We start from the raw sequence: 25,800 nt of genomic DNA, 5'->3' as shown, positions 1-25,800 counted from the left end.
TAATCGCTTTTTGAGGCCATTTCCGGACTCCAGTGACGTTATTCCCTCGAAAACGCTCAATATAGGTAACTTTTTATGCCAATAGCGACTATGGGGTCCGATAAAATCCCAAAATAGCGATTATGCTGCGAATAAGGTCCACTGGGTCCGATAGCCTCATGAACTTTGTTCGCGCGAAAAGATAATCTAGTGACGGGGTATTGTTGTTACTCAGGTGCTCCCGGTGCTCCCGGTGCTCCCGGTGCTCCCGGTGCTCCCATGCTCCCGATACTCCCGATACTCCCGGTGCTCCCGGTGCTCCCGGCGCTCCTGATGCTCCTGATGCCATCGATGCCCCGTATGCCCATGACAGTTCACATAAGGTACTTTTGATCGACGGAGCGGCTACATAGAGAATCGGTTGTGATTTCTAGCTGTGGATCAGCGGTTTTGCTTACGATATTGCAAAGGCGAACGTTTAACGATTTGTTTAAACACACGCCCGAAGTGGGCTATGCTGTCAAAGCCGGTATCCTCGGCGATGTTCGTAACTTTAGCGTTGGTGCTCTGCAAGAGACGTTGGGCTTCCTTGATCCGAATGTAGTTTAGATATTCTACGATGGTGAAGCCAGTCGTTTGCTTGAACACACGGCAGAGATAGGTGCTGCTGATGAAAAAAGTCTCAGATAGCCGCTCCAATGTAAGCTTTTCAGCATAATGTGCTTGTAAAAAATCGATAATTTCGTAGACTTTTAGCTGCTTCTCACTGCTCTCAGGGGCAATGGGCTCGCGGCTGATTTCCTGTATTCTGTTCATTTCAATAAATAGTTGGATGAGCAGCGTCTGAAGATAGGGGATTTGCTGTGTCCGTGGTTCTGTTTGTTCTTTTAGCATGCTGAAAAGAAGATATTCAATGGCCCCCTGTTCATGTACTCCGGGCCGCAAAAGCAAACTTTGTGTAGCCATAAATGGAAAATGCAGCTCGAAGTGCGCCAATGTCTTTTGCAGAAAGCTTTCCTCAAAGTTAATTAAGATCCGTTCATGGCTTGCAGAGCCTTTAGAGGTGGTACGATGGAGCTCGTTCTTGTTAATAAAAATCAGATCACCTTTACGCAAGGTGTAGATCAGATTGTTAATGTAATAACTGCGTTCCCCGGCGAGTAAATAATAAATTTCATAAGTATCGTGATAATGGTCGGAATCCATGCTGAATGGACCGGCTCTTTTTATTTGCTCAATCATAAAAGAAGGCTGAGGCTCCTGTTCCATGCTAAATCTGCTCCTTTCTGATCATGAGGATAATATATGCAAAGTTTTTGTTATTTCTGCTAATAATCGCTTAGATTCAGATGTATTTTATACTATACACTATAAGAAGAAAACGCTTTTAAATCAATAAGTGATGGAGTGATCCTGATGTCCAACAAGAAATATGCTTTCGTAGGAACTGGCGGCCGAGCGGAGTTTTTTTATGGTGAGATCACGACGAATTATCGTGAAACCACTGAAATTGTAGGCTTTTGTGATGTGAACGGAGCAAGAATGGATTATGCGAACCGTTTGCTGGAGGAAAAATATAATTATCAAGCGGTTCCTACCTATAAAGCTCATGAGTTTGACCGTATGATTGAGGAAACCAAACCTGACACGGTTATTGTCACGAGTATTGACCGCACGCATCATCGTTACATTATCCGGGCGATGGAGCTTGGCTGCGATGTTATTTCGGAGAAACCGATGACAGTGGATGAAGAGAAATGTCAGGAAATTCTTGAAGCGATTGAGCGGACTGGGAAAAAGCTGCGTGTGACCTTCAATTACCGCTATGCACCACACAACACCAAAATCCGTGAACTTATTATGGACGGCGCGATTGGAGAAGTGCTTTCCGTCAACTTCGAGTGGCTGCTAAATACGCAGCATGGGGCGGATTACTTCCGCAGATGGCATCGTGATAAACGGAACAGCGGTGGTCTGTTGGTTCATAAATCCACACATCATTTCGATTTGATGAATTTCTGGCTGGGTTCGCGCCCAGATACGGTTTATGCGATGGGTGATCTAAGATTTTATGGCAGAGAAAACGCGGAGAAGCGCGGGGTGACTGAGTTTTATCAGCGTGCTCATGGTAGCAGTGCGGCAGAAAATGATCCGTTTGCCCTGCATCTTAAAAATAATGAGCAGTTAAAGCAGATGTATCTGGATACGGAGCATGAGGATGGTTACCTGCGAGACCAAAGTGTGTTCGGTGATAATATCAGCATTGAGGATACGATGGCGGTTATGGTCAAATACAAAAATAAGACGATTATGAATTATTCACTTAATGCTTATCTGCCTTGGGAGGGCTTCATTGTAGTATTTAATGGAACGAAGGGGCGGATGGAAGTAAAGGTCGTCGAACAGTCTTATGTAAATGCCGGAGGAAACAAGGAAGATGAAGGGGCGTTAAAAGACAAGCGGATCACGGTCTTTCCTCATTTCGCAGCGCCTTATGAAGTGAAGATTGAAGAAGGAGTTGGGGGGCACGGGGGCGGAGATCCTGTGATGCTGCGTGATATTTTTGAACGTCCGCTAGAGGATCGCTTTAATCGTGCGGCTTCCCATGTGGACGGGGCGTTGTCTATTATGACCGGGATTGCGGCAAATCGTTCAATAGCTACTGGACTTCCAGTTAAGGTAGATCAGTTAATAAAATTGAAGTAGCCCGTTTATGAACAAACGGCTATGAGTTCGGAGGGTGCGTTTCTCCAGAATCCCGGAGGGCCCTCCGCTCTGTCCCACGTTAAGCAACTTCTACTTTTAGATTGAGCTAAAAAAAGTGAAAATAAAAGGCTGTCTTCAAAATCATCGTAGATGACTAAGAGACAGCCTTGTTTATTTTAGCTAAAACAATTATTGTTTGACGACGTTAAAGCCATCTTTTTGCAATTGGGTCACGATACCATCGTCACCGAGCATATGCAGCGCGCCAACGACGACAAGGTAAGTCGCTTTTTTATCACTATTCAAATATTCTTTTACATGCTTCACCATGTTGACGTTCCGATCGGAAACGAGGCCTTTATAATACTCTGGCTCTTGCGCGACCGCTTTTGTCATCGCTACGAGCGACTGCTCATCACCTTGCATCCACATTTGGGATAGTGCATCCAGTGAAGCTGCTGTGGAAGTATTGTCCGTTTGATTGAGGCTGCCGAGTGTGTCGACAAGAAGCTTTTCTTGCAATCCATCTGAGAACTGGTCGAACATATTCAACTGCAATTGTGTGTTTTCCAGTTCAATAATAGGTTTGTTCAGCTTGCCTGCTTTTTGTAAAAAATATAAATCAATGCCGGTATCCGCCGTATAACTTGTAACTTGCATCTGTAGACTTGAGACACCTTGGGTAACGACCCACGGTTTGAAGGAATCGAATGCATTTTCCGCCAGACCATTTGCTTTTAGCAGCTGAGTCACTTTGTTATAGGTATCTGCGGATACATGATCCTTGAGCTTGGTTCCATCTGTATAAGAGCCTTTTTCCAAAATAAACTTTTGGATCTCAGCTTGATCAATCTTAGAGATATCTACTTCGACACCTAAATATTGCGAGGCTTCAAAGGCAGCTTCAATCTCCGGACGCAGCGGGTACATTTTGTCGTTAGCCACATGGATAGAACCAAGCAGATAGACGGTGTTGCCGTTGTTCTCCACTTTCCATAAGAATCCGGTGCTGCCGGCAGCTTGAGTATTGGCCACAAAAGTGATGGTGCGCAGCGCTGGACTCCACTCCACCTTATAGCCGATCGTTTCTCCTATAAAGCGGACAGGAACATAGGTGACATTGTTGATGGTTTTAGGAGCCACCTCTAGTTTTTTCTTCTCCCCGTTTACCGTTGCTGTTGTGCTGCCGATGGTCAGTGAGAGGGCCAGTCCATTTTTGGTCCCTGTTACGGTTTGGGTTTTTTTATTCCAATTAATATTTACATTAAGCTTCTCTAGCAGGGGACGCATAGGAACTAGGGTTGTTCCTTTTTCTACAACAGGGTTAGAATTGCCTAACTTTACTTCGGTTCCATCAATCCATACACCGACAGGCTTTTCAGCAGCATGCGCAGTGGTAAAGACAGACATAACCATGAAAATGGATAAAAATAATGCACCTAGCTTTTTCATTAATAGGACACTCCGTTTCTAAAAAAGAATGAAAGATGTAAGCCACTCTCTGATTTTAACGTATTTTCCCATAAACAGTTATACCTTTTGTTACTATATTGATTTGATGCCTATGATTGGAAAGTAAACTTACAGTGCTTCACGTCATTCAAAAGTCAAAATAATGCACATCAAAGCAAAAATCGCCCCTATTAGATCCTGTTCACTCTCCTTATCATGAAACGTAAGAAACGGAGACCTGAAGGGAGCAAGGAACTTATGTGGAGCAGTGCGATTGAAGATGCGATAGAGAAGGTGCGTAAGAACATAGACCGGTTCGGGGGCAGTTTCCCTCATGTCAGCAGGAATGGAACTTATCAGCTCAATAACAACGACGACTGGACTAACGGATTTTGGAGCGGCATGTTGTGGTTGTGTTATGAATATACGCGGGATGACAGCTTCCGTATTGCGGCATCCCATACCGTAGAAGATTTCCGCCGCCGTTTCGCGGCAAAGACCGTGCTTGATCATCACGACATTGGCTTCCTGTATTCGTTATCCTCTAAAGCCCAGTGGATTATAGATAAAGACGAATCTGCGCGTCAACTGACATTGCAGGCGGCAGACCTGCTGCTGAAGCGCTGGCGTACAGCTGGCGGTTATATTCAGGCATGGGGGCCGGAGGGGGATGCTCAGGAAGGCGGGCGCATCATTATTGATTGTCTGTTAAATCTTCCCCTTTTGTATTGGGCAGAAGAACAGACCGGTGATTCCGTATACAGGGAGGTGGCGGTCATGCAGGCGGAGAAAACGAGACGGTATCTGGTACGGGGAGATGACAGCTCTTACCATACGTTTTTCTTCGACCCGAAGACCGGAGAGCCGATTGGCGGCGCCACACACCAGGGTTTTACTAACGGGTCGACCTGGACGCGCGGGCAGGCTTGGGGTGTTTACGGTTTTGCGTTATCTTACCGCTATACCAAAGATCCGTTGTATTTGGAAACGTCCAAGCGGATGGCCCGCTATTTTCTGGAGCATTTGCCGCAGGATCATGTCGCTTACTGGGATTTTAATGCTCCGGTATCTCCGGATACTTACCGGGATAGCTCGGCCTCAGCAATAGTAGCAGCCGGACTACAGGAACTGCTGGAGCTAATGGATGGGGAGGATCCGGAGCGGGCTTATTTTCAGCAGGGATTAGTGCAGTCGATGACTTCGCTTGTGCAGAACTATTCCACGCTCGGCGAAGAGGCGGAGGGGCTGCTGAAGCATGGTTCTTACCATGTGCGCGGCGATCTGTCTCCAGATGACTTCATGATCTGGGGAGATTATTTCTATCTTGAAGCATTGATGCGGCTGCAAAAAGGCAACAAGGGGTACTGGTATGAACACTGATATCAGACAAATCTCCCCCCATGCCGTCTTTGCGCTGCTCGACCTTGAGTTGCCCGCTTTAGCTCTAGTGAAGAATGCGCTTAGCCAAGCCCGGCAGGACGATGCGCTGACTGAATTGCATCGGTATTTGACCCGCCGGAGCATGCCGGGCTGGCGGATAGAGGATAACCGGAAGCAGCAGCTTATTGACTATGTACGGCTTTATTGTGCAGACGAGCTGGAAGCTGTAATGAAGACAGCGGATGAAGTTGTGGAGCAGACGTTTCTCTTTCGTTTTCCCTGGGATATGGAGCGCAGCCGCATTCCGGTTACCTTTGAGGAAGAAATTGACTGGCGTCATGTTCCGGACAAGGATGTAGAATGGGCTTATATGCTGAATCGCCACCGCTACTGGGTGGCATTAGGACAAGCGTATGCGATAACAGGTAAAGAGGATTATGCGAGAGCATTTTGCTGCCAGCTTGAAGATTGGATAGACCGTAACCCCGTTCCAGACAAGCCTACGAATGATTCGCTGACATGGCGCACAATTGAAGCGGGCCTTCGCTGTGCTAACTGGATTAAAGCGCTGTCTTATATACAGGATAGTCCGCTGCTCACACCGACGCTGCTGGCCAAAGTGATGATATCTCTGCATGAACACGGCCAATATTTAGCTTTATCGTTTACGGGCTGGAAGAAGATCAGCAACTGGGGGGTGTTAGAGACTTGTGGTTTGTTCCAAACTGCGCTCTACTTCCCTGAGTTCACTAGCGCCAATAACTGGCGACAGCTCAGTAAGGAGAGACTGGGTGAGACGGCTCGAATCCAGATCATGGCGGACGGCATCCACTGGGAGCAATCGCCCACCTATCACCATGAGGTTTTGGTATGTTTTCTCGACTGCATCCGCTTAGCCCGATTGAACGGACTGGAGCTTCAGGAAGAATTTCAGCAAAAGGTTCAGCAAATGGCTGTCGCTTCATTATATTGGGCCAAGCCGAATCACCGGCAGCCGATGCTTGGCGATAGTGATGACAGCGATATCCGTTCGCTTTTGACTTATGCGGGCTGGTTATTTCAGGATGCTGTACTCCGTTTTGGCGGATACGATCAAATGGATTATGACAATGCCTGGTTGTTTGGGATAAATGGAGTTGAGGGCTACGAGCGGCTGACTGCGGAGCTACCGCCAAACTTGTCACGCTCCTATGCACATTCAGGCCATTATGTGATGCGAACGGGCTGGGACGAGCAGGATTTGTACCTATATTTTCACTGCGGACCGCTTGGGGGTGGACATGGGCACGCGGATCTGCTACATTTCGATCTGTATGCTTATGGGAGGGATTTGCTTACCGATCTTGGCAGATACAACTATAGTGATCATACACCACTTAGAAAAGCGCTAAAAGAAAGCGCTGCCCATAATACGACCACTGTCGACGGAATTGGATTTACCGAAGTCACGGATACATGGTCCTTCTCTCAGATTGCGAAGCCAACGGGCTGCCAATGGATCAGCCATCCGGACTTTGATTATGTAGAGGGCAGCCATGACGGCTACCGTCATTGGGATGATCCGGTCTACCCGTTAAGGCGGATCCTATTTATTAAGCCTTTTTACTGGTTTCTGGTGGACAGCTTCAGTTCCCTGCAGGAGCATACATTTTCCCAGCATTTTCATTTTGCACCAGGAACGGTTCAGATGGAAGATGGAACGCTAATATGCCGTACAAAAAATGAGAGGGACGCCAATCTTTGTATCCTTCCTGTTCATGTTGATGGTCTTCAGGGCAGGGTTGATGCTGGGGTAATCTCCCGCGAATATAATCTGCTGGAACCCAATCAGTATGCTGTGTACTCCCAAAAGGGGAAAGGAACGGTCTCGATCATGCAGGTGCTGTACCCGCAGCCTGCGGGTGAGTTGTTCTGTCCGCTGGTCGAACAGGTGCCGATTTACCGCCATACAGGTGAACTGGTGGCTGCTGCACAGGCTGAGGCCTGCCGCATCATCTTCCCCGAAAGGGATGAGGAGCATATTATCGTGATCAGCCACGAGATTCCATCCAGTCATTTAGATTCCTATGTAGTGGAAGACGTACAAATTTTTGGAGAAGTAGTGCTTATTGTTTCTGCAGACGGTCAAAAGAAGGTCACGGTAATCAGATAATGTATGAATACTGGACAACGGGCTGATAGAATAAAAGAAAAGAGCATGAGAGAGGCGCGGAGAAAACATGTTCAAATTCACTTACTATAGACGTATCCAGGTTTCATTTCTTTTGCTGATTTTTATCCCGCTGATTGCAGTATCGATCATTTCCTTCGTGCTCATCCGGGATACGATGGTAGAGAAGCTGCAGCTCAGCAACGATAACTTCCTGAACGTTATGATTGACGAACTAAATAAAACTATTGATGATGTGACGTTCGCTTCCCATTTTATTGTAAACGATACCAATTTCCGCGCTAATCTGAAGTCTTTTGCGGATACCGGGCGGCTGAATAGCTATAAGGATTACGTACATTTTACGCAAATTCAAGATGTGTTTTCGCTCATCAACTCTAAGCCGTTGAATAATAATATCCGCATGTATTTGGTCAACCGGAAACACTTTGTGATCTCCTCTGGGACTGAGAATTTATCCGTGATCAATGCCAACCTGGACAAGCTGATGAGCCGTGTCAATATTCACGAACCGGAGACCTTGCAATGGCTTGGGATGGCTGACAGCGGTTCCGGTAAAAGCAGCAGCTATTATATTGCCAGAGTTATCTATGACAGCCGGGAGAAACGGCAGGTGTCCGTGCTGCTTATCTCAATTCCTGAATCCTATTTCAATAAATTGCTCGGACCTGTCGAATTTGGCAAGGTTGCGTTGTTTGATTCTGGAGGAGGCTTGATCGCTGGGAACTCAGAATTGGCTCCAGAAGGCAAGGAAGCGAGAGGAAGCGTTCGTACAGCCAGAGCTATCGACAAATCCGATTGGCAGCTGATCTATGAAGCTTCGGAGAAAGAATGGTCAGGCCAGATCTCGCGGACATTTTATAGTGGCATTGGCTTGGTACTCCTCTTATTTATTGTCTTTTCGGCTACCTCCATGCTGATTGCCAAAAGATTGCATAGTCCGATCATGAAGCTGCAGCGCGTTGTGCGCCAGTTCGGGATGGGGAATCTTGATGTCAGGCTGGAGGTTAAGGGCAAGGATGAAATCGCTGAGCTGGGGCAGACGTTGAATACTATGCTGGACCAGCTGCAAGGACTGATTCACGACATCGAGCTGGAGCAGGAACAGAAGCGGGTGATGGAGCTGGAGGCGCTGTTTATGCAGATTCGCCCCCACTTTTTGATCAACACGTTGAATTCGATTAAATGTAGTCTTATTTTGTCCAAAGATAAGCTGCATAGTGGGATCATCGATTCATTAATGAGTCTGCTCCGGGCCTATTTGAAGGTCAATGAACCGGCTACCTTGCGGGAAGAATGCAAACTGCTTGGCCATTATATCGATATAATGAAGATCCGCAACGAAATCCCTCTTGAACTGGAGGTCGATCTGGAAAAGGATACAGAGAAGCTCATCGTCCCTAAGCTAATTTTGCAGCCCCTTGTAGAAAATGCAATCGTCCACGGATTGGTTGACCACCCGGCACCGCGTATTGTCGTTCGCTCGCGAACGGTCCCTGATGGGATCATGATTGAAGTTGAAGATAATGGCTGCGGTGCAGGGGCTGAAGTTCTGGCGGGCCTGAACCGCAGGTTACTGTATAAGGACAATGAACAGGATGAAGCTTATCAAAGAGTCGGGTTAATGAACGTAGTTCAAAGGCTGAGGCTGACCTATGGGCAGGATACCCGCTTGTCGCTGCATAATCTGCCGCAGGGTGGGGTGTCCGTTTCTCTGTATTTGCCGCAAGGCAATCATCAGGTTAATCTGTCAGAGAGAGAGGGATATTGATGTATAAAGTGATGCTCATAGACGATGATGTTCCTATGCTCAAAGTGCTTCAGCAGATGATTGACTGGGAGGCACATAGCTTGCAGATTGTCGGCAGCACCTATTCCAGTGCCAAGGCGTTATTAATGTTTGAGGAAGTGCAGCCTGACATTGTGATCACGGATATTGGTTTGCCGCAAAAGAACGGGATTGAGCTAGCCGATTGTTTCACCCGCATGAAGCCGGAGGTCAGAATTATTTTCCTGACCTGTCATGAGGATTTCCATTATGCTCAGCAGGCGGTAAAGCTGAAAGTAGATGATTATTTAATCAAGGACCAGCTTACAGAAGAGCAACTGGAGAAAAGCCTTGCCAAGTCCGTACACTTGCTTAAGTCGAAGATCGGGTTGATCAGCCATGGGGAGACAGGCTACAACAGCCAGCTCTTCCGGCAGAACCTGCTGCAAAGGGTGATTGGCGGTGCTCCGCCCGAAACCACACTGGCTTATGCGGCGCAAATCGGCATATCCTGGACGTATCCGTGGTTTATGCTGGGCACGGTTAGTATTCATTTTTCCAGCTTCGACAAGCGATACAAGCAGAGTGAGTATCCACTTATTTTATATGCTATTTACAATATAGCCTTGGAACTGTCCGAAACGTGTGAAGGGATTACGCCTTTCTTGGAGCAAAAGAATATTGTGATTTTATATAATTACCGTGTGAATCTGGCGCAGAATGCCAGTCTTCATTTTCATGATTATTTACAGCGGCTGTGTTCCGAATGCTCCCATCTCCTAAAGATTCAACCGGGCATTATTGCCGTCACAGAGAAAATGGAGCTACAGGCAATCGGCCAGATCCATCGGCAGATTGTTCAGGACAAATGCGAGTTCTATGCAAGTGCGGATTACACGGTTCTGGATACTCTGCAAATCGCTTCTCCACGTTTCCAGCCTGCACCCCAAGGATTTCTGGACAGCTATATCCCGCAGATGGAACGGGCCGTGATTAAAAAAGACCTTGAAGCCATCCGTGGCACTCTACAGGAAATCGCTAGGACTGCAAAAGTTATGTCTATTCATCCTGGCGATTTCGCCCGGGATTTATCCTTTATGCTCCGCGGCATCGAGTTAATGTTTACGAGCCTGATGTTCGATGAGGATCTGTTCGTCTATCTCGTGCAGACCCGCACACTTGAAGATACGATGGAACTGGTGGAAAGAAAGCTTGTACAGATTACAGGCAGCAAGCAGCAGGTGGCAGGAGCTTCTCCGCAGGAGCCCAAGCTGCAGCTTATCCAGCAGTATATCGACCAGCATCTTGGCGATAATATCACCTCAATTGATATGGCACGTTATCTGTTTCTGGATCCAAGCTATTTTTCGCGTTATTTCAAGCGCATGACTGGCCTGACCTTTACGGACTATGTACATCAGCACAAGATGAAGGTCGCTACCAAAATGCTGAAAATCTCCAGCCAGAACCTGGAGTCGCTGGCCGTCGGCCTGGGATATTCGGACAGAACCTATTTTTCAAAAGTGTTCAAAAAATATGTAGGAACTACGCCAAGCGAATATAAATCCAAACATTCGGTACGCTGAGAAGCACAATTGTTAACGATATGAACAGACCCGCCGCCCCTCTAGGGCGGTTTTTTGTTGTCGGCGGACAAAGGTCAAAATCTTGCACATTCCGGGTCATAATCACTCCTTCTTGCGGAAGGCGGATGTATTACTATAATGACAAATCAAATTGTCGAGGTGATACAACGTGGAGGCTGCAAAACAACCTGTGCCAAAAATTCTGCAAGAGAAGCGGAAATTCTGGACTCCGCAACGGAAAGAGGCTTTAACCGGGTGGCTATTTTTGGCACCGGAAATTGTCGGGATGCTTTTTCTTAATGTATTTGCGCTTGGATTCTCACTTTATTTGAGCTTCTCGAAATGGGATCTATTGTCGGGAGTCAAAGGAATCGAGTTCATCGGATTGGATAACTATATCAAAATGTTCCATGATCCGAGTATCATTCAAGCTTTGAAGAACAATGCTTTTTATATGATTATGACCGTGCCGATACCGATTGCGATTGCGCTGGTGCTCGCGGCATTGATTCAAAACAGTGTGTTCCTCAAAAATTATTTTAAAGTGGCTTTCTTTATTCCTTATATTTCTTCGATTATTGCGATAGCTGCCGTATGGAGTGCATTGTTCCATCCGTCTCTTGGACCGATCAATCAGTTGCTGATGGAGTTTGGAATTTCCAGCCCTCCGAAATGGCTAGTTGATCCAAAGACCTCACTGTTATCTATTGCCATTATCAGTTCTTGGGCGAGTCTTGGCTACACCATTATTATCTATATGGCTGGCTTGACGAATATTTCCGATGAAATCTATGAAGCCGCCGAAATAGATGGCGCCAGCGCGCTGAAAAAATTCTTTGCCATCACAGTTCCGATGCTGCGTCCGACCACATTTTTCCTGCTTATTACCATGCTGATTGGCTCGTTTAAGGTGTTCGACATCATCGCCTTTTTGACCGAGGGTGGCCCGAATAATTCTTCTACCGTGCTTGTATTCAGGATCTATGAGGAAGGGTTCAAATACTACAACATGGGCTACGCTTCTGCAATTTCCTGGCTGCTATTCGCTGTTATCGGCTTGATTACCGCAGCCACTTGGAAAATGAGAAATGAAGAATAAAGGGGGGAGATTAACATGCAACTGATTAGAAAAAATATGTCCAGAGTGATCACAACCTGCATCATGGGGGCTTTGTCCATTGTGTTTCTTATTCCGCTGATCTGGATGATTTCCGCAGCCTTCAAATATGAAAAAGATGTAATGCGCTTCCCGATCCAATGGATTCCCGAGAAGATCAATGTAGCGTATAATTTCAAGATGGTTTGGATGGGACGGGTACCTTTCTCCCATTTTTATTTAAACTCCTTTAAAGTTGCGATTATTACAACCTGCATCACACTGATCATCTCATCTATGTCGGCGTACGCCTTGACCAAAATCAAGTTTAAAGGACGGAATATGGTCTTTCTGGCACTGCTGTCGTTCATGATTATTCCTGACCAGGCCACGCTGATTCCGCGTTTTCTGCTGATTCGTTGGTTCGGCCTCTATGATACTCATGCTGCTATCGTATTAATGAGTATGTTCTCCATCTACTTCACGTTCTTGCTGCGGCAATTTATGATTGGTATCAGCGACGAATATATTGAAGCGGCGCGAATTGATGGTGCAGGCCATTTGCGGATATTCTGGTCTATCATTGTTCCGCTCTGCAAGCCGGTGCTCGCTACTGTGGCGATCATCAAATTTATCTGGACCTGGAATGACTACCAGAATCCGCTGATCTTCTTGCTAAACAAGAATCTGTACACTATCCCACTCGGTATGACACTGTTCCGGGACGATTATTCGAACAACTATGCGATTATGATGACGGCAGCCGTTTCGGCGATCATCCCATTGGTCATCGTGTTCATTGCCCTGCAAAAGCAAGTCATTAACGGAATCTCCTTGGGGGGCGTAAAGGGCTGACTTGTGGGTATGTAAAAGAGGGTAAAAGTCAAAAATGTGATCCTACTACAGCAAAATTGTGCACTTGGCTTGTACAGCGGGTGCCTATAATAAGAAATGAACAAGGCACTATACTTAAATTTCAGTGCGGGGGGAAGTAAAATGAAAACAAAGGGCAAAAAAAGATTATCCGTTGTACTAGGCTCCATGCTGGCGGTTTCCTTAACGTTAAGCGCCTGTGGAAGTTCCGGAAATTCAGAGAAGAATGGCGGTGCTGAAGCCAGTACGAATGCCGGGAACACCAAGGTGGACAAGCAAGTCGCCATCAAATATTACAACTGGGACAATGAAGCCCAATCAGCAGGCACGGATGCCATGCTGCAGGAATTTATGGATCAGAACCCAAATATTAAGGTAGAGCATGTGACACTCGTTCCCGGTGATTCTGTGGAGATGCTGAAGAAACTCGACTTCCTGATTTCATCCGGCGAAGCGATTGACGTTGTTCAGGTACCAAGCCTTGGAGGCGTACTTGAACGGGCGACCCGGGGAGCACTTGCCCCGCTGAATGAATTCTATGAGAAGGATAACCTCGTTCCTGAGGATGAATATTATGTGAATGCTAAGGTAGACAACAACTATTATGGGATGCAATATACCAAGAGCAGTAACTATGTAATGCTGAACAAAGATGCACTGGATGAAGCTGGGCTGCCTGTACCTACTTTTGGCTGGACATGGGATGACTACCGCGACTATGCCAAAAAACTGACCAAAGGTGAAGGCGTAGACAAACGTTACGGCACATACTTCCACACCTGGGAGTTGTATATGAACGCTCCGGCCCAAACGATGATGAAAGATCCATTCGTGTATGGTGACGGGACGACCATTTTCGCGGATCCAACCTATAAATACTTCTTCCAGCTGCGTAAAGATATGGAGTCTGCTGATAAATCTGCGAAAACTTATGCAGACGCTTTAGCGGCTAAGCTCAATTACCGCACGGAATTCTTTAATGAAGAAGCTGCTATGATTCTGGCTGGTAACTGGACGATTGCTGATCCGGGCAATACTGAGCAGTATCCGCATGATTTCAAGACAGCTTTTGCTCCGGTGCCGGTGCCTCCGGCAGGATCGGAACCAAAAGAATACGAGGGCAAATATTTCACCAGCGGCAATATGCTGGCGATGGGCGCTACTTCGAAGAACAAAGAGGCGTCTTTCCAACTGATGAGATTTATGTCAACGGCTGTTAGTGATAACAGACTGGAATTCTCCGGTTATAAAAAAGCGGATAATGAAGCCTTGCTGACCAAACTGGTAGCTGGCAAAGAGGATATGTATGATATGGATTCACTCAAATATACACTCTTTGACAGTGCAATCCAGTTCCTTGATGGTGCGCAGGTGATGACGACGGCAACGTCCGAATTGACCAAAATAATCGATGACGGCTTCAGCAGATTTATGCTTGGAAATGAATCGATTGATAAGGTGCAGCAATGGATGGTTGATGAAGCAACGAAAATTATCAACGAAAAAGGTGTTATCAAATAAATAGGGAATAAGCAAGTATCACAAGTTGTGGACGGGGCTTTGGAAGGTCATCAACTGGCTTTCCAAAGCCTTATTTATATATTGGGCCTACACAAACATATGGGAGAGTGTAGAAATGATTGAAAGCAGATTTTCACAGAACAAGCCGGAAGAGCAACTGGCGCTGCCTTCTAGGGAACAGCTGGAGTGGCAGGACCTGGAGCTGGGGATGTTTTGCCATTTTGGCATCAATACGTTTTGCGATCAGGAGTGGGGAGAAGGCAATGATTCACCTGCGGTCTTCAATCCGCTTCATTTGGATGCCCACCAATGGGTTAGTACAGCCAAAGAAGCTGGATTCCGTTATTTTATACTGACAGCTAAACATCATGATGGCTTCTGCTTGTGGCCGACTGCGACAAGTACTTATTCTGTGGCTTCTAGCCCATGGAAAGAAGGTCGCGGCGATGTCGTTAAGGAATGCGCGGAGGCTTGCCGTGAACTTGGAGTTGGCTTCGGCATTTATTTGTCTCCGTGGGACAGACATGAGCCCTGTTATGCAGATCCGCAAGCGTACGATGATTTTTATGCCCTGCAATTACAGGAATTGCTTACGGGCTATGGTCCGCTTACGGAAATTTGGTTCGACGGCGCAGGGTCGGAGGGCCGCAATTACGATTGGCAGCGGATTATGGATCTGATCAAGCGCCATCAGCCAGGCGCTATGGTGTTTAATATGGGGGCACCCACGATCCGCTGGGTTGGCAATGAGGATGGCGTTGCTCCTTATCCATGCTGGAACACTGCGAATTCTGCGCGGGGTAGCATGTTCAGTGAAGCTTCATTGAACTGGCTTCCCGGAACGCCGAGCTGGGTGCCTGCGGAATGCGATGTGCCCATCCGTAAAGACCGCTGGTTCTGGCATCCTGAGGAGGAGCATCTGCTGCTGTCTCTGGAGCAGCTAATGGATATTTATTACCGTTCGGTTGGACATGGGGCAACTTTGCTGCTCAATGTAGCCCCTGACAACCGCGGGCTGTTTCCGGAGGCTGATGTGCAGCGGCTGCTGGAATTCGGCAAGGAGATAAGACGCAGATTTGACAAGGCTCTGGCGGTAACCGCAGGTACTGGAGATATTGTTGAACTGGAATTGCCAGCAGCTACTGTGATTGATCATGCTGAGATTATGGAGGATATCGCTTACGGCGAAAGAGTAGAAGGATATATGCTGGAAGCGTACAGCAACGGAGCGTGGCTGGAGTTGAAGCGTGGCAGTGCGATTGGCCATAAGAAAATCGACGTCTTCCCTCCGGTTGTCGCAGAGAAAATCCGCTTACGGGTGTCAGAAGCTGCCGCAAGCCCCAAGATCAGACGGCTTGCCGTCTACCACTGCGGGGAATCGTTAGAATAAATATTAATAAAGGAGGTTGTCGATAATGAGCCTGCTCACCTGGAACGACGGACACTATTTGCTGGACGGACAGCCTTATCGTATCGTATCGGGAGCCATTCATTATTTTCGAGTTGTGCCTGAATATTGGAAGGACCGGCTGCTGAAATTGAAAGCCTGCGGATTCAATACCGTGGAGACCTACATCGCCTGGAATATACATGAACCTAAAGAAGGGGAGTTCGTATTTGATGGCATGGCCGATGTGGTATCTTTTATCGAACTGGCTGGGGAGCTTGGGCTTCATGTTATTGTCAGACCGAGTCCATTCATCTGTGCGGAGTGGGAGTTCGGAGGCCTGCCGGGCTGGTTGCTAGCTTACGGGGAACTCCAGCTTCGCTGCTGTGACCCTCTTTATTTAAGCAAGGTAGACCGTTATTACGATGAGCTAATTCCTCTGCTGGTTCCGCTGCTCTCCACACATGGCGGACCAATTCTGGCCGTTCAGGTAGAAAATGAATATGGCAGCTATGGTAATGACAGTGGCTACCTGGGCTATATGCGTGATGGACTGGTCAGCAGAGGGATCGATGTGCTGCTCTTTACTTCCGACGGGCCAACCGATGAGATGTTGCTCGGCGGAACACTGGAGGGTGTGCATGCGACAGTCAATTTCGGCTCCAGTACAGAGGAATCCTTCCGCAAATATCGGGAATACCGCTCTGAAGAGCCGCTTATGGTGATGGAATACTGGAACGGCTGGTTTGATCACTGGATGGAGGATCATCATGTACGCGATTCCGGGGATGTAGCAGGTGTTCTGGATGAGATTCTGACACAGGGCTCCTCATTTAATATGTATATGTTCCATGGTGGAACCAATTTTGGTTTCTATAATGGTGCGAATCATATCGTCACCTACGAGCCAACGACTACAAGCTATGACTATGATGCCCCGCTCACGGAATGGGGAGATACGACGGCGAAATTTGAAGCTGTCCGGTCGGTACTCAGCAACCATGGATTTGCCCCGGCTTGTCCACTCCCTGAGCCGATTCCGAAGATTTCTTACGGGAAAGTCGCTTTGACGGAAAAAGCGGAACTATTCACGGCTTCCAATCTGGAGAAGTTATCAGAAACGGTGAACAGCGTGTGTGTACAGCCGATGGAGAAGCTCGGACAATCCTATGGTTTTATATTGTACAGCACTTATGTGAAAGGGCCACGCTCTAAACAGAAACTCTACATCGAGGGCGTGCGCGATCGGGCACAGGTCTTCTTGGATGGACAGGTGCTTGGCGTGATTGAGCGCTGGAATCCGCTGCCACTGGAACTTTCCATCCCCGCTGGGGGAGCACAGCTGGATATCCTCGTCGAGAACATGGGACGAATCAATTACGGGCCGCTCATTCGCGATCCGAAAGGGATTCTGGACGGGGTTCGGATTGATAACCAGCTGCAATATAACTGGACGATTCGTACTTTGCCGTTGGAACAGGAACAGCTGGCTTCACTTGCGTACAAGAAGCACCCGGTGGAGAAGCAGCAAGCTGCGTCCCTTTCGGGTCTGCCCGGATTCTACCGGGGGAGCTTCGAGGCGGAGGAGATTGGCGATACCTTTCTACGATTCGATGGATGGAATAAAGGGGTCGCCTGGATCAATGGTTTTAATCTGGGCCGCTACTGGAACGCAGGGCCGCAACGCGCCCTATATATCCCGGGCCCATTGCTGCGCAAGGGAAGCAATGAACTTGTTCTTTTGGAGCTGCATGGTTGTGCGGAGACTTGCGAGATTGAGCTTGTGAACCTTCCTGATCTGGGAAGAACTTCGGCCGTCGATAACGCCGTGTTGAATTTTGTGCAGGATGATAATTTGTAGATGCCTTTAGCTTTAACCAATTCTAAGATTGGGGTGAACAAATGCGTAAACCAAGTCTATTTTTAGTATTAGTTCTCATTGTTGATCTTTTTTCTTCCTGTGGGGGAGTTCTTTATCCCTCGCATAGCAGGGCATCTGCGGCTGCATCAAATCTTATGCTTAACGGAAGCTTTGAGAATACAACGACAGCCCTTGACTCAACCTGGACAGGGGTTACAGACGCTGCTCCGGTGGGCTGGAGCTTATGGGTCCCTACAGGTAGCGGGAAAGGCACGAATAAAACAGCGAATATTAAGATAGACACTGGCACTGCGCATGAAGGAACCCAGTCCATGCTGTTCGATGCCTTTGCCACAAGTAGGATTTCCATCAATCAGGGGGTAACTTCGGTTATCCCCGGTAAATCCTACAGACTTAAAGTCTGGCTAAAGACGGACAACGTCACTGGACAGGGAGCCTACTTTAGAACACAGTATTACAATACTGCAAAAGTGGGAGATGGACCTTCCTCTCCCAAAATAACAGGCACACAGGACTGGGGTATGCAGCAAGTACTTCTAACTATGCCGGCTAACGCGACGAAGCTAGTCATCGAGCCTTTTTTGGAGACTGGAAAAGGAAAGCTATGGATAGATGATATCGCATTGGAGGAATATGCGGGTCTTACAGGAATTGCGCTAGACCGTACGGCCTTTTCTATGGTCAAAGGGGACACGGTTGCACTTCTGCCGACGTTATCCCCTATAACGGCGGTGGATAAAACGGTAGTGTGGACTTCGAGCAATCCAGAAGCTGCGACTGTGGACGCACTTGGTAATGTAATGGGTACGGGGATCGGCTCTTCGATTATCAAGATCGCTACACCGGATGGTAGCCTTGCAGCCGAATGTCTGGTTACTGTCGAAGCTCCCGACACGATACAGGCCTACAATAAGCTGAGGCTGAAATGGTACGACCGATTAAGTGGTGGTCAATACGATGGGAGTGATCCTGATATAGCTGCTAGTATTAGCGCTCAGGCTGCATCGGCTGCTGCACTTTGGGAGAGTATGGATAAATCCTCCGGCCGCACCTCCTTGTGGAGTGATACCGCGAGCACTACAGATTCGCAGTTTATTACAAGCGCTTACAATCACTTGAAGACTATGGCATTGGCCTATTCTGTGGAGGGATCGGAGCTTTACGGCAACAGCGCTTTGGCGAATGATATTGTAAACGCAATCAATTGGATGTATACAAACCGCTATAATCCGAGCAAAAGCGCTTATGGAAACTGGTGGGACTGGGAGATTGGCACACCGCAGATTGTGAATGATCTTATGGTGCTCATGTACGACCATCTAACACCGCAGCAAATCAATCAGTATCTTGCGGCTATTGATGCCTTCTGTCCAGACCCCAAAGTAGGGTCGGTGCTTGGCGTTAAGGGCACGAAGATGACGGGAGCAAATCTACTAGATAAAGCGCTTGTGGTCACGGTAAGAGGCGTGATTGGCAACAACAGTGCAAAGATCATTCAGGGCCGTGATTCCATTGGCTCCGAGTATGTGTACACGACCCATGGTGACGGTGTGTATAAGGATGGTTCCCTCGTTCAGCATAATAATATTGCCTATACGGGAGGATATGGTTCGGTCTGGCTCAAAGGGACGGCGGATATGTCTTATCTGCTGACCGATTCTCCATGGCCAATAACGGACCCGAATGTTCTGAACATTTACGAATGGGTGGCTCAGACTTACGAGCCGGTGATCTACAACGGTCAATTTATGGATTCGGTAAATGGCAGAGGTATATCTAGAAAAGGAAGCGGCAGCGCAAGAGGGTTAATTGTCACCTTGCTGCGGATGGCTGAAACTGCTCCGGAGAATATTGCAGTATCCATTAAGCAAGCGGCGAAAGAATGGATCTCAGCGAATATGACATCCGGCAATTATTATGAAGGGTTGTCGCTTGCCGATATAACGATTGTGAAAAAGCTGATGAATGACGGGAAGATCAATCCAAGAGGAGCTCTCATTAAGAATCAGGTATTTGCCGGCATGGACCGGGTGGTTCATCTACGCGAAGGTTACGGCTTCAGCTTGAGTCTGTTCTCGAATCGCATCTCGGCGTTTGAGAAAGGGAACAACGAGAACCTGAAAGGATGGTATACGGGGATTGGGATGACCTATTTATACAATCAGGATCTGACCCAATACCGCAATGACTTCTGGCCTACCGTCAATTCCTACCGCTTGTCTGGCACGACAACGGATGGATCGGGGCAGGGAATGGTACCTGTGGAATGGAAAAGTTACATGAATCCGAAAACCTGGGTGGGTGGATCGTCGCTGGAAGGCCTATACGGTGCAGCAGGTATGGATTTCTCACTCTCCCAAGTGACCGGTAGCGATTTGCAAGGCAAGAAATCCTGGTTTATGTTCGATGATGAGATTGTGGCGCTTGGTTCGGGAATTTCCAAATCAACTGCCGGCCCGCAGTCTGTTGAGACGATTATCGATAACCGGATGCTAAACGAAGTGGGAAACAACAAACTTCTAATCAACGGAGCTGTAGAACCGTCACAGTCCGGATGGTCAGCGACGTTAAAGAACGTTCAATGGGCCCATCTGGAGGGTAATGTGCCAGGTTCCGACGTGGGCTACTATTTCCCTGAAGCTCCAAGTATACTGGCGCAACGTGAAGCCAGAACCGGCAGTTGGAAAGAGATTAATACCACTCAATCCGATGTTCCCATTACGCGCAACTATTTAAGCCTGGCAGTTGAGCATGGTGATACGCCTACGAATGGCTCATACTCCTATGTTCTGTTGCCTAATCGTGACATTGCCGGTACTGAAGACTATAGTGGCAACCCGGATATCGAAGTGCTGAGCAACAGCAAGGATGTGCATGCGGTCAGAGAGAAGAAGCTGGGCATAACCGCCGCTAATTTCTGGAATCCAGGAACGGTAGATTCCATCAAGGCACTCAATCCAGCTTCCGTGATGATTCGGCAGATCGATCAGGAGCTTGTCGTTTCGGTGTCTGATCCTACTCAGTCGCAAAGCCTATTGTCCCTGGAACTGGATATACCGGGGTTGACACTGCTCAGCAAAGATAGCAAGACGGATGTAGTGCAAGCTTCGGGAAATACAGTTATAACGGTGGATGTGAAGAATTCTATAGGGGCAACGCATGTATTGAAATTTAATATTACTGAAGGAGAGACTCCAAAAGACGAATATGACGAGCTTCGTGGAAGATGGGTGGAGTATTTGACCGGAGGGCAATCCTTCGACCCGAATAACCCGGACATTGCCAAGTCTATAAAGACTTTATCCGATAAGATCAGTAATCAGGAGCGAACTGGATTCTGGGATACGATGAACAAGCAAATGAACCGTACTTATTTATGGAGCGATAAGCCGGGCAGCACAGCGGATGCTTTTGATACGGCAGCCTCTTATAACCGGTTGAAGGATATGGCTATTGCCTTTTCGACATCCGGCTCACCATTGTACGAGAATATGCAGTTGAAATCAGATATTCTGGACGGTTTAGATTTCCTATACGCGAATTGGTATAACGAAACCAAACTGGAGAAAGGCAATTGGTTCGAATGGGAGATCGGCATTCCGCTTGCATTGGGAGATACGATGGCCTTAATGTTCGAGTATTTGTCAGCCGATCAGATTACCAAATATACCAAAGCCATTGATAAATTCTGCCCGGACCCAACCAAACGGACCAATCAACCCTCGTTGATGGAAACCGGCGCGAATCGGTTGGATAAAGCACTGGCAGTAGTCCTGAGGGGTATTCACAATCGTGACAGCGGGAAGATCAAACAGGGACGGGACGCCGTTAGCCAGGTATTACCCTATGTAACCCGCGGAGATGGATTCTATGAGGACGGCTCCTTTATCCAGCATAATAATATTGCTTATACCGGCAGCTACGGGGCTGTACTGCTTGGCGATATGATGAAGATGATGACCTTGCTGACAGGGTCTTCTTGGCCGCTGACTGATACCAATTTGAAGAATGTATATAACTGGGTAACGGATTCTTATGAACCTCTTGTCTACAGAAAATTAATGATGGATATGGTGTTCGGTAGATCGATAGCCCGGGGAACCCGGCAGCTCGTGCCTTGGTCGCATATTTTGCGGCTGGCTTCTTCCGCTCCACCGGAGCAAGCGGCCCGATTTAAATCGATGGTGAAGTATTGGTTCGAAGCCGATACGGTAGTAGAAAGTTATTACGACGGTCTAAGAGTAGCCGATATTGTTCTGCTCCAGACGCTTATGAATGATCCAGAGGTGCAGCCATCGGGAGACCTTACTGTGCACAAGCAATTTGCAGCTATGGATCGGATTGTCCATCACCGGCCTGGATATGCCTTTGGGCTCAGCATGTCTTCGGCCCGAATCGCCAACTATGAAGCCGGGACGGAGAACCTGAAGGGCTGGTATACAGGCGAAGGCATGACCTATCTGTATAATCAGGATCTGGATCAATATGCAGATGCATTCTGGCCGACCGTGAACGCTTATCGTCTGCCTGGGGTTACATCGGATGGGGCAAGTCGCGGTGCAGCCAAGACTACATCTAAAACATGGGTGGGAGGATCATCCATAGACGGCCTTTATGGAGCGGCCGGCATGGATCTGGATCCGGATAACAGCACATTGTCCGGTAAAAAGTCCTGGTTCATGTTCGATGATGAAATCGTAGCGCTTGGGGCAGGCATTACAAGCACAGATAACCGCAAGGTGGAGACCATCGTAGATAACCGTAAGCTCAAGGCGAGCGGAGACAATGTACTTACGGTCAACGGAGAGGCCAAGCCATCCGCGCTGGGTTGGTCTGAGTCAATGAATCAGGTGCATTGGGCACATCTGGAAGGCAATGTTCCCGGCTCGGGAATCGGTTATTATTTCCCTGATGCCCCAACGATTGACGGTCTGCGTGAGTCTCGGACTGGCGCATGGAAGGATATTAATCAAGGGGGATCAACGGAGCCGATTACGAGAAATTATGCCAGCCTGTCGATTGCTCAGGGAACGAATCCGGTGAATCAATCGTATTCGTATGTGCTTCTGCCGAATCAGGATGAAACGGCGACAGCGCGCTATAGCAGTAGTCCTGACATCGAAATTATAGCCAACACGGATAGTGTGCAAGCCGTCAAGGAACAGAAGCTGGGACTTACGGCTATGAACTTCTGGGTACCGGGAATGATCGAATCCGTGCGCGCCAATCATCCAGCCTCCATTATTATCAAGGAGTCTGGAGATGAACTGACGATAGCCATTTCGGATCCGACACAGTCTCAATCTGTGGTGAATGTGGATGTCGGCAGAACCGCGCTGGAAGAACTGATGAAAGATCCAACCGTAACGGTAATGCAGACCTCGCCGAGGATTGAACTCGCAATTCATACAAGCGGGTCCAAAGGAAAAAGCCATGTTGTCAAGTTCAGAATAGATCCGAATGCCGAACCTTCTGAGCCTTCCGATTCGGAACCAGACGAAGCGGCAATAACGAAGCTGTATGTTTCTGAAGATGCGTATGTCAATGGAGGATCGAAAGCTGCAGTCAATTATAGTTCGGTCAATTACTTGCAAATCAGAAATGGCAGCGGGGACACAGACAGAAGGGTTTATCTAAAATTCGATCTGAGTCCGTTTGTCGGCGAAGTCGGTTCTGTGAAGCTGAATGTGTTCGGAAAGACAAATGACGGGGCAGGCACTTTGTCCGATATCGGTGTATTTGGAGTGCAAGATGATGATTGGACGGAGGCAACGCTAAATTACAATAATGCTCCAAAAATCGGTACTCAAGCTGCGCTGCAGACTTTTTCCGGACCGGAGCAGTGGCGGCAGTTCGATATCACCTCATGGGTTGGCACGGAGTTCCCTTCCGATCCGGTGATAAGTCTGGCTCTTAGGCAGGTAGGCTATAATCTCGCCACAGACATAAGAAGCCGTAAGAGTGAGAATGGCAAATATGCCGCGTATCTGGAAATTTTGCCGAAAGATACAACACCTCCAGTCACGAAGGCTACCATTCTTGGAGAAACTGGAGAAGGTGGCGCATATAAGGGCAAAGTCAATATCATATTTGATGTCACCGACCAATCCAATGGGGGAGCTGTCGGCTGGGGAGTCAAGCGGACAGAATACCGGCTCAACGGTGGTGCATGGAATACGGTTACTCAGAGCGTATATATCGAGAACCCGGGAACCTTCGGGATCGATTATCGTTCGGTGGATAAGGCTGGCAATGTAGAGCCGTTCCGACAGCTTCAGGTGACGGTCATGGAGCCTACAGAAAGAGTCTCAACGGCAATTAGCGGCCCGGAAGGCCTGGGTGTCGGGGAGACCGGAACGGCGGTTACTTCGGTAGTGTACAGCGATGGCAGCCGTTATATAGTAACCGAAGGTATAGTCTATGAGAGCAGCGATCCTAACGTCGCAAGTATAGGCAAAGATGGCCATATTGAAGCTAAAGGCCCGGGCGTTTCAGTTATTTCATCCGTATATGACAACATGACCGCTTCCTATTTATTAAAGGTGTATGAACAACTGCCGGAGCTCGTCTCTATTTCGTTAAGCGGTCCGACATCCTTGGAAATAGGGCAGAGCGGTAAGGTGGTCACAACGGCGGTATATAGTGATGATAGCCACCTTACGGTAACCGAGGGTGTGATCTACGAGAGCAGTAACAGGAAGGTAGCCACAGTAACGGCAACGGGGCAGCTGCAAGCACTTGATCCGGGCATGACTGTGATTACTGCAAGTTACGGAGGACGGCAGAGCAGTCTGACGCTTCAGATTCTACAAGCGGAAGACAATACTTCAACTGTTCCGAGTCCGCAACCACAAGTGCCTTCCGTACCGGAGGTAACGGCGGGGCGGCTGCAACTAAACGCAGCTTCGTTGAACGATCTTTCGGCAGCCATTGTCTACGATGGTAAATTGAGAATGCTAGTATTGCCGGGGATGGCAGCAGACATGCTCAAACAGAAGCCGCTTCGGGTAGAGGCTTCTAACTTTAATATGACCCTTCCGGCAGCGGTGCTTCAACAATTACGGGGTTTGATTCCTGCGGAGCAATTGGCCGGTAGCCAGATCTTTCTGGAGGCTTCTGAGGTGAATGGGGAAGCGGCGCAGAGAATACTAGCTAGCGCAGAGAAAAAATCTGGTGCAGTGCTAAACCAGGCAGGAGAGTTCCTTTTCTTTAACCTGTATATTGTTGCTGGTGACGGTACAAGAAGCATACTTCACCAATTTGTTGAGCCCGTTACATTAGAGCTTAACGCCTACCCTGAGGCCAAAAGGAATTTGCTCGGCGGCTATTATTTTCCGGATTCCGGAAATATAGAGTATGCGGGCGGTTCCTGGCTGAAGGGCAAGGTGGCTTTACGCACCGAATACTTAGGCACATATGCCGTGCTGGAATACAACAAATCGTATGACGATGTTCCTTCTGGACATTGGGCGGCGGCGGTTGTACAAGAGCTATCGGCCAAACATCTGATTCAAGGAGTCGGACTTCGGAATTTCGAGCCGAACCGGTCAGCGACCCGTGCAGAATTTACAGCTATGCTGATCCGCTTGCTGGGACTTGAAGGGAAATCATCTACAGCATTTGCGGATGTATCTGCGGATGAGTGGTATGCGGAGGAAGTAGCGCAGGCTGTAGAAGCGGGGATAGTCCATGGGGTGAGTGAGACTCTCTTCGCTCCAGAAGCCCCTATATCCCGCCAAGAGATGGCGGTCATGGTGATGCGAGCCTACGAATATGTCAGCGGGAAAAAGGTGGAACCAAAGCCTGTAATCCAATTCGGTGACTTGCATGCGGCTGCCTCATGGGCCCGTGAATCGATCATTGCTGCCCAAGCCCTTGGACTTATCCAGGGTCGAAGTGACCAGCAATTCGCTCCGGGAGGCTCAGCAACTCGAGCTGAGAGTGCAATGGTTCTATACAATCTTTTAGCAATTAAGACTGAAAAGTAAGAATTTGAAGCC

The 25,800-nt window shown here is 48.0% G+C and carries 13 protein-coding genes; 11 read left to right on the top strand and 2 right to left on the bottom strand.

Going from position 1 to position 25,800, the window contains the following annotated elements; translation table 11 throughout:
* Nucleotides 1-420 precede the first annotated feature (420 nt).
* Nucleotides 421-1,248, bottom strand: coding sequence for an AraC family transcriptional regulator (locus MHH60_RS04970; protein ID WP_076138298.1), 828 nt, complete (start codon nucleotides 1,246-1,248; stop codon nucleotides 421-423).
* A gap of 147 nt (nucleotides 1,249-1,395) precedes the next feature.
* Between MHH60_RS04970 and MHH60_RS04965 the strand changes: the two genes are divergently transcribed.
* Nucleotides 1,396-2,685, top strand: a complete 1,290-nt coding sequence (locus MHH60_RS04965) for a Gfo/Idh/MocA family oxidoreductase (RefSeq protein ID WP_076138297.1) — start codon at nucleotides 1,396-1,398, stop codon at nucleotides 2,683-2,685.
* Nucleotides 2,686-2,874: 189 nt separating this feature from the next.
* On the opposite strand, the gene MHH60_RS04960 is transcribed toward MHH60_RS04965, so the two are convergent.
* On the bottom strand, nucleotides 2,875-4,137 hold the full coding sequence (locus MHH60_RS04960; RefSeq protein WP_076138295.1) for a TraB/GumN family protein: 1,263 nt from the start codon (nucleotides 4,135-4,137) through the stop codon (nucleotides 2,875-2,877).
* A 258-nt stretch (nucleotides 4,138-4,395) separates the two neighbouring features.
* On the opposite strand from MHH60_RS04960, the gene MHH60_RS04955 reads away from it, so the two are divergent.
* From MHH60_RS04955 to MHH60_RS04910, 10 genes are all read left to right on the top strand, one after another.
* Nucleotides 4,396-5,517, top strand: a complete 1,122-nt coding sequence (locus tag MHH60_RS04955) for a glycoside hydrolase family 88 protein (RefSeq protein WP_076138293.1) — start codon at nucleotides 4,396-4,398, stop codon at nucleotides 5,515-5,517.
* Nucleotides 5,507-7,669, top strand: coding sequence for an alginate lyase family protein (locus tag MHH60_RS04950; RefSeq protein ID WP_076138292.1), 2,163 nt, complete (start codon nucleotides 5,507-5,509; stop codon nucleotides 7,667-7,669). The genes MHH60_RS04955 and MHH60_RS04950 overlap by 11 nt, the downstream gene beginning before the upstream one ends.
* A 67-nt stretch (nucleotides 7,670-7,736) precedes the next feature.
* Nucleotides 7,737-9,458: a sensor histidine kinase gene (locus tag MHH60_RS04945; protein WP_076138291.1), complete on the top strand. Its 1,722-nt coding sequence runs from the start codon at nucleotides 7,737-7,739 to the stop codon at nucleotides 9,456-9,458.
* Nucleotides 9,458-11,041, top strand: coding sequence for a response regulator transcription factor (locus MHH60_RS04940; RefSeq protein ID WP_076138290.1), 1,584 nt, complete (start codon nucleotides 9,458-9,460; stop codon nucleotides 11,039-11,041). The genes MHH60_RS04945 and MHH60_RS04940 overlap by 1 nt, the downstream gene beginning before the upstream one ends.
* Before the next feature lie 169 nt (nucleotides 11,042-11,210).
* On the top strand, nucleotides 11,211-12,140 hold the full coding sequence (locus MHH60_RS04935; protein WP_051490863.1) for a carbohydrate ABC transporter permease: 930 nt from the start codon (nucleotides 11,211-11,213) through the stop codon (nucleotides 12,138-12,140).
* Nucleotides 12,141-12,155: 15 nt separating this feature from the next.
* Nucleotides 12,156-12,992, top strand: a complete 837-nt coding sequence (locus MHH60_RS04930; RefSeq protein WP_036675652.1) for a carbohydrate ABC transporter permease — start codon at nucleotides 12,156-12,158, stop codon at nucleotides 12,990-12,992.
* Between the two features lie 141 nt (nucleotides 12,993-13,133).
* Nucleotides 13,134-14,531, top strand: coding sequence for an ABC transporter substrate-binding protein (locus MHH60_RS04925; protein WP_076138289.1), 1,398 nt, complete (start codon nucleotides 13,134-13,136; stop codon nucleotides 14,529-14,531).
* Nucleotides 14,532-14,646: 115 nt separating this feature from the next.
* Complete coding sequence (locus tag MHH60_RS04920; RefSeq protein WP_076138288.1) at nucleotides 14,647-15,921, top strand: alpha-L-fucosidase; 1,275 nt, start codon at nucleotides 14,647-14,649, stop codon at nucleotides 15,919-15,921.
* A gap of 25 nt (nucleotides 15,922-15,946) precedes the next feature.
* Nucleotides 15,947-17,779 (top strand): glycoside hydrolase family 35 protein, encoded by a 1,833-nt coding sequence (locus MHH60_RS04915; RefSeq protein WP_076138287.1) that lies wholly within the window; start codon nucleotides 15,947-15,949, stop codon nucleotides 17,777-17,779.
* A 155-nt stretch (nucleotides 17,780-17,934) separates the two neighbouring features.
* Entirely contained in the window at nucleotides 17,935-25,788 is a 7,854-nt protein-coding gene (locus tag MHH60_RS04910; protein ID WP_341161115.1) for a polysaccharide lyase family 8 super-sandwich domain-containing protein, read from the top strand.
* Nucleotides 25,789-25,800 lie beyond the last annotated feature (12 nt).

It is taken from the genome of Paenibacillus sp. FSL H7-0716 (assembly GCF_038002705.1).
In the GTDB taxonomy this organism is placed as follows: Bacteria; Bacillota; Bacilli; order Paenibacillales; family Paenibacillaceae; genus Paenibacillus_AQ; species Paenibacillus_AQ odorifer.
The sequence above is the reverse complement of the archived record's forward strand: the minus strand, read 5'-3'. Positions and strand labels throughout refer to the sequence as shown.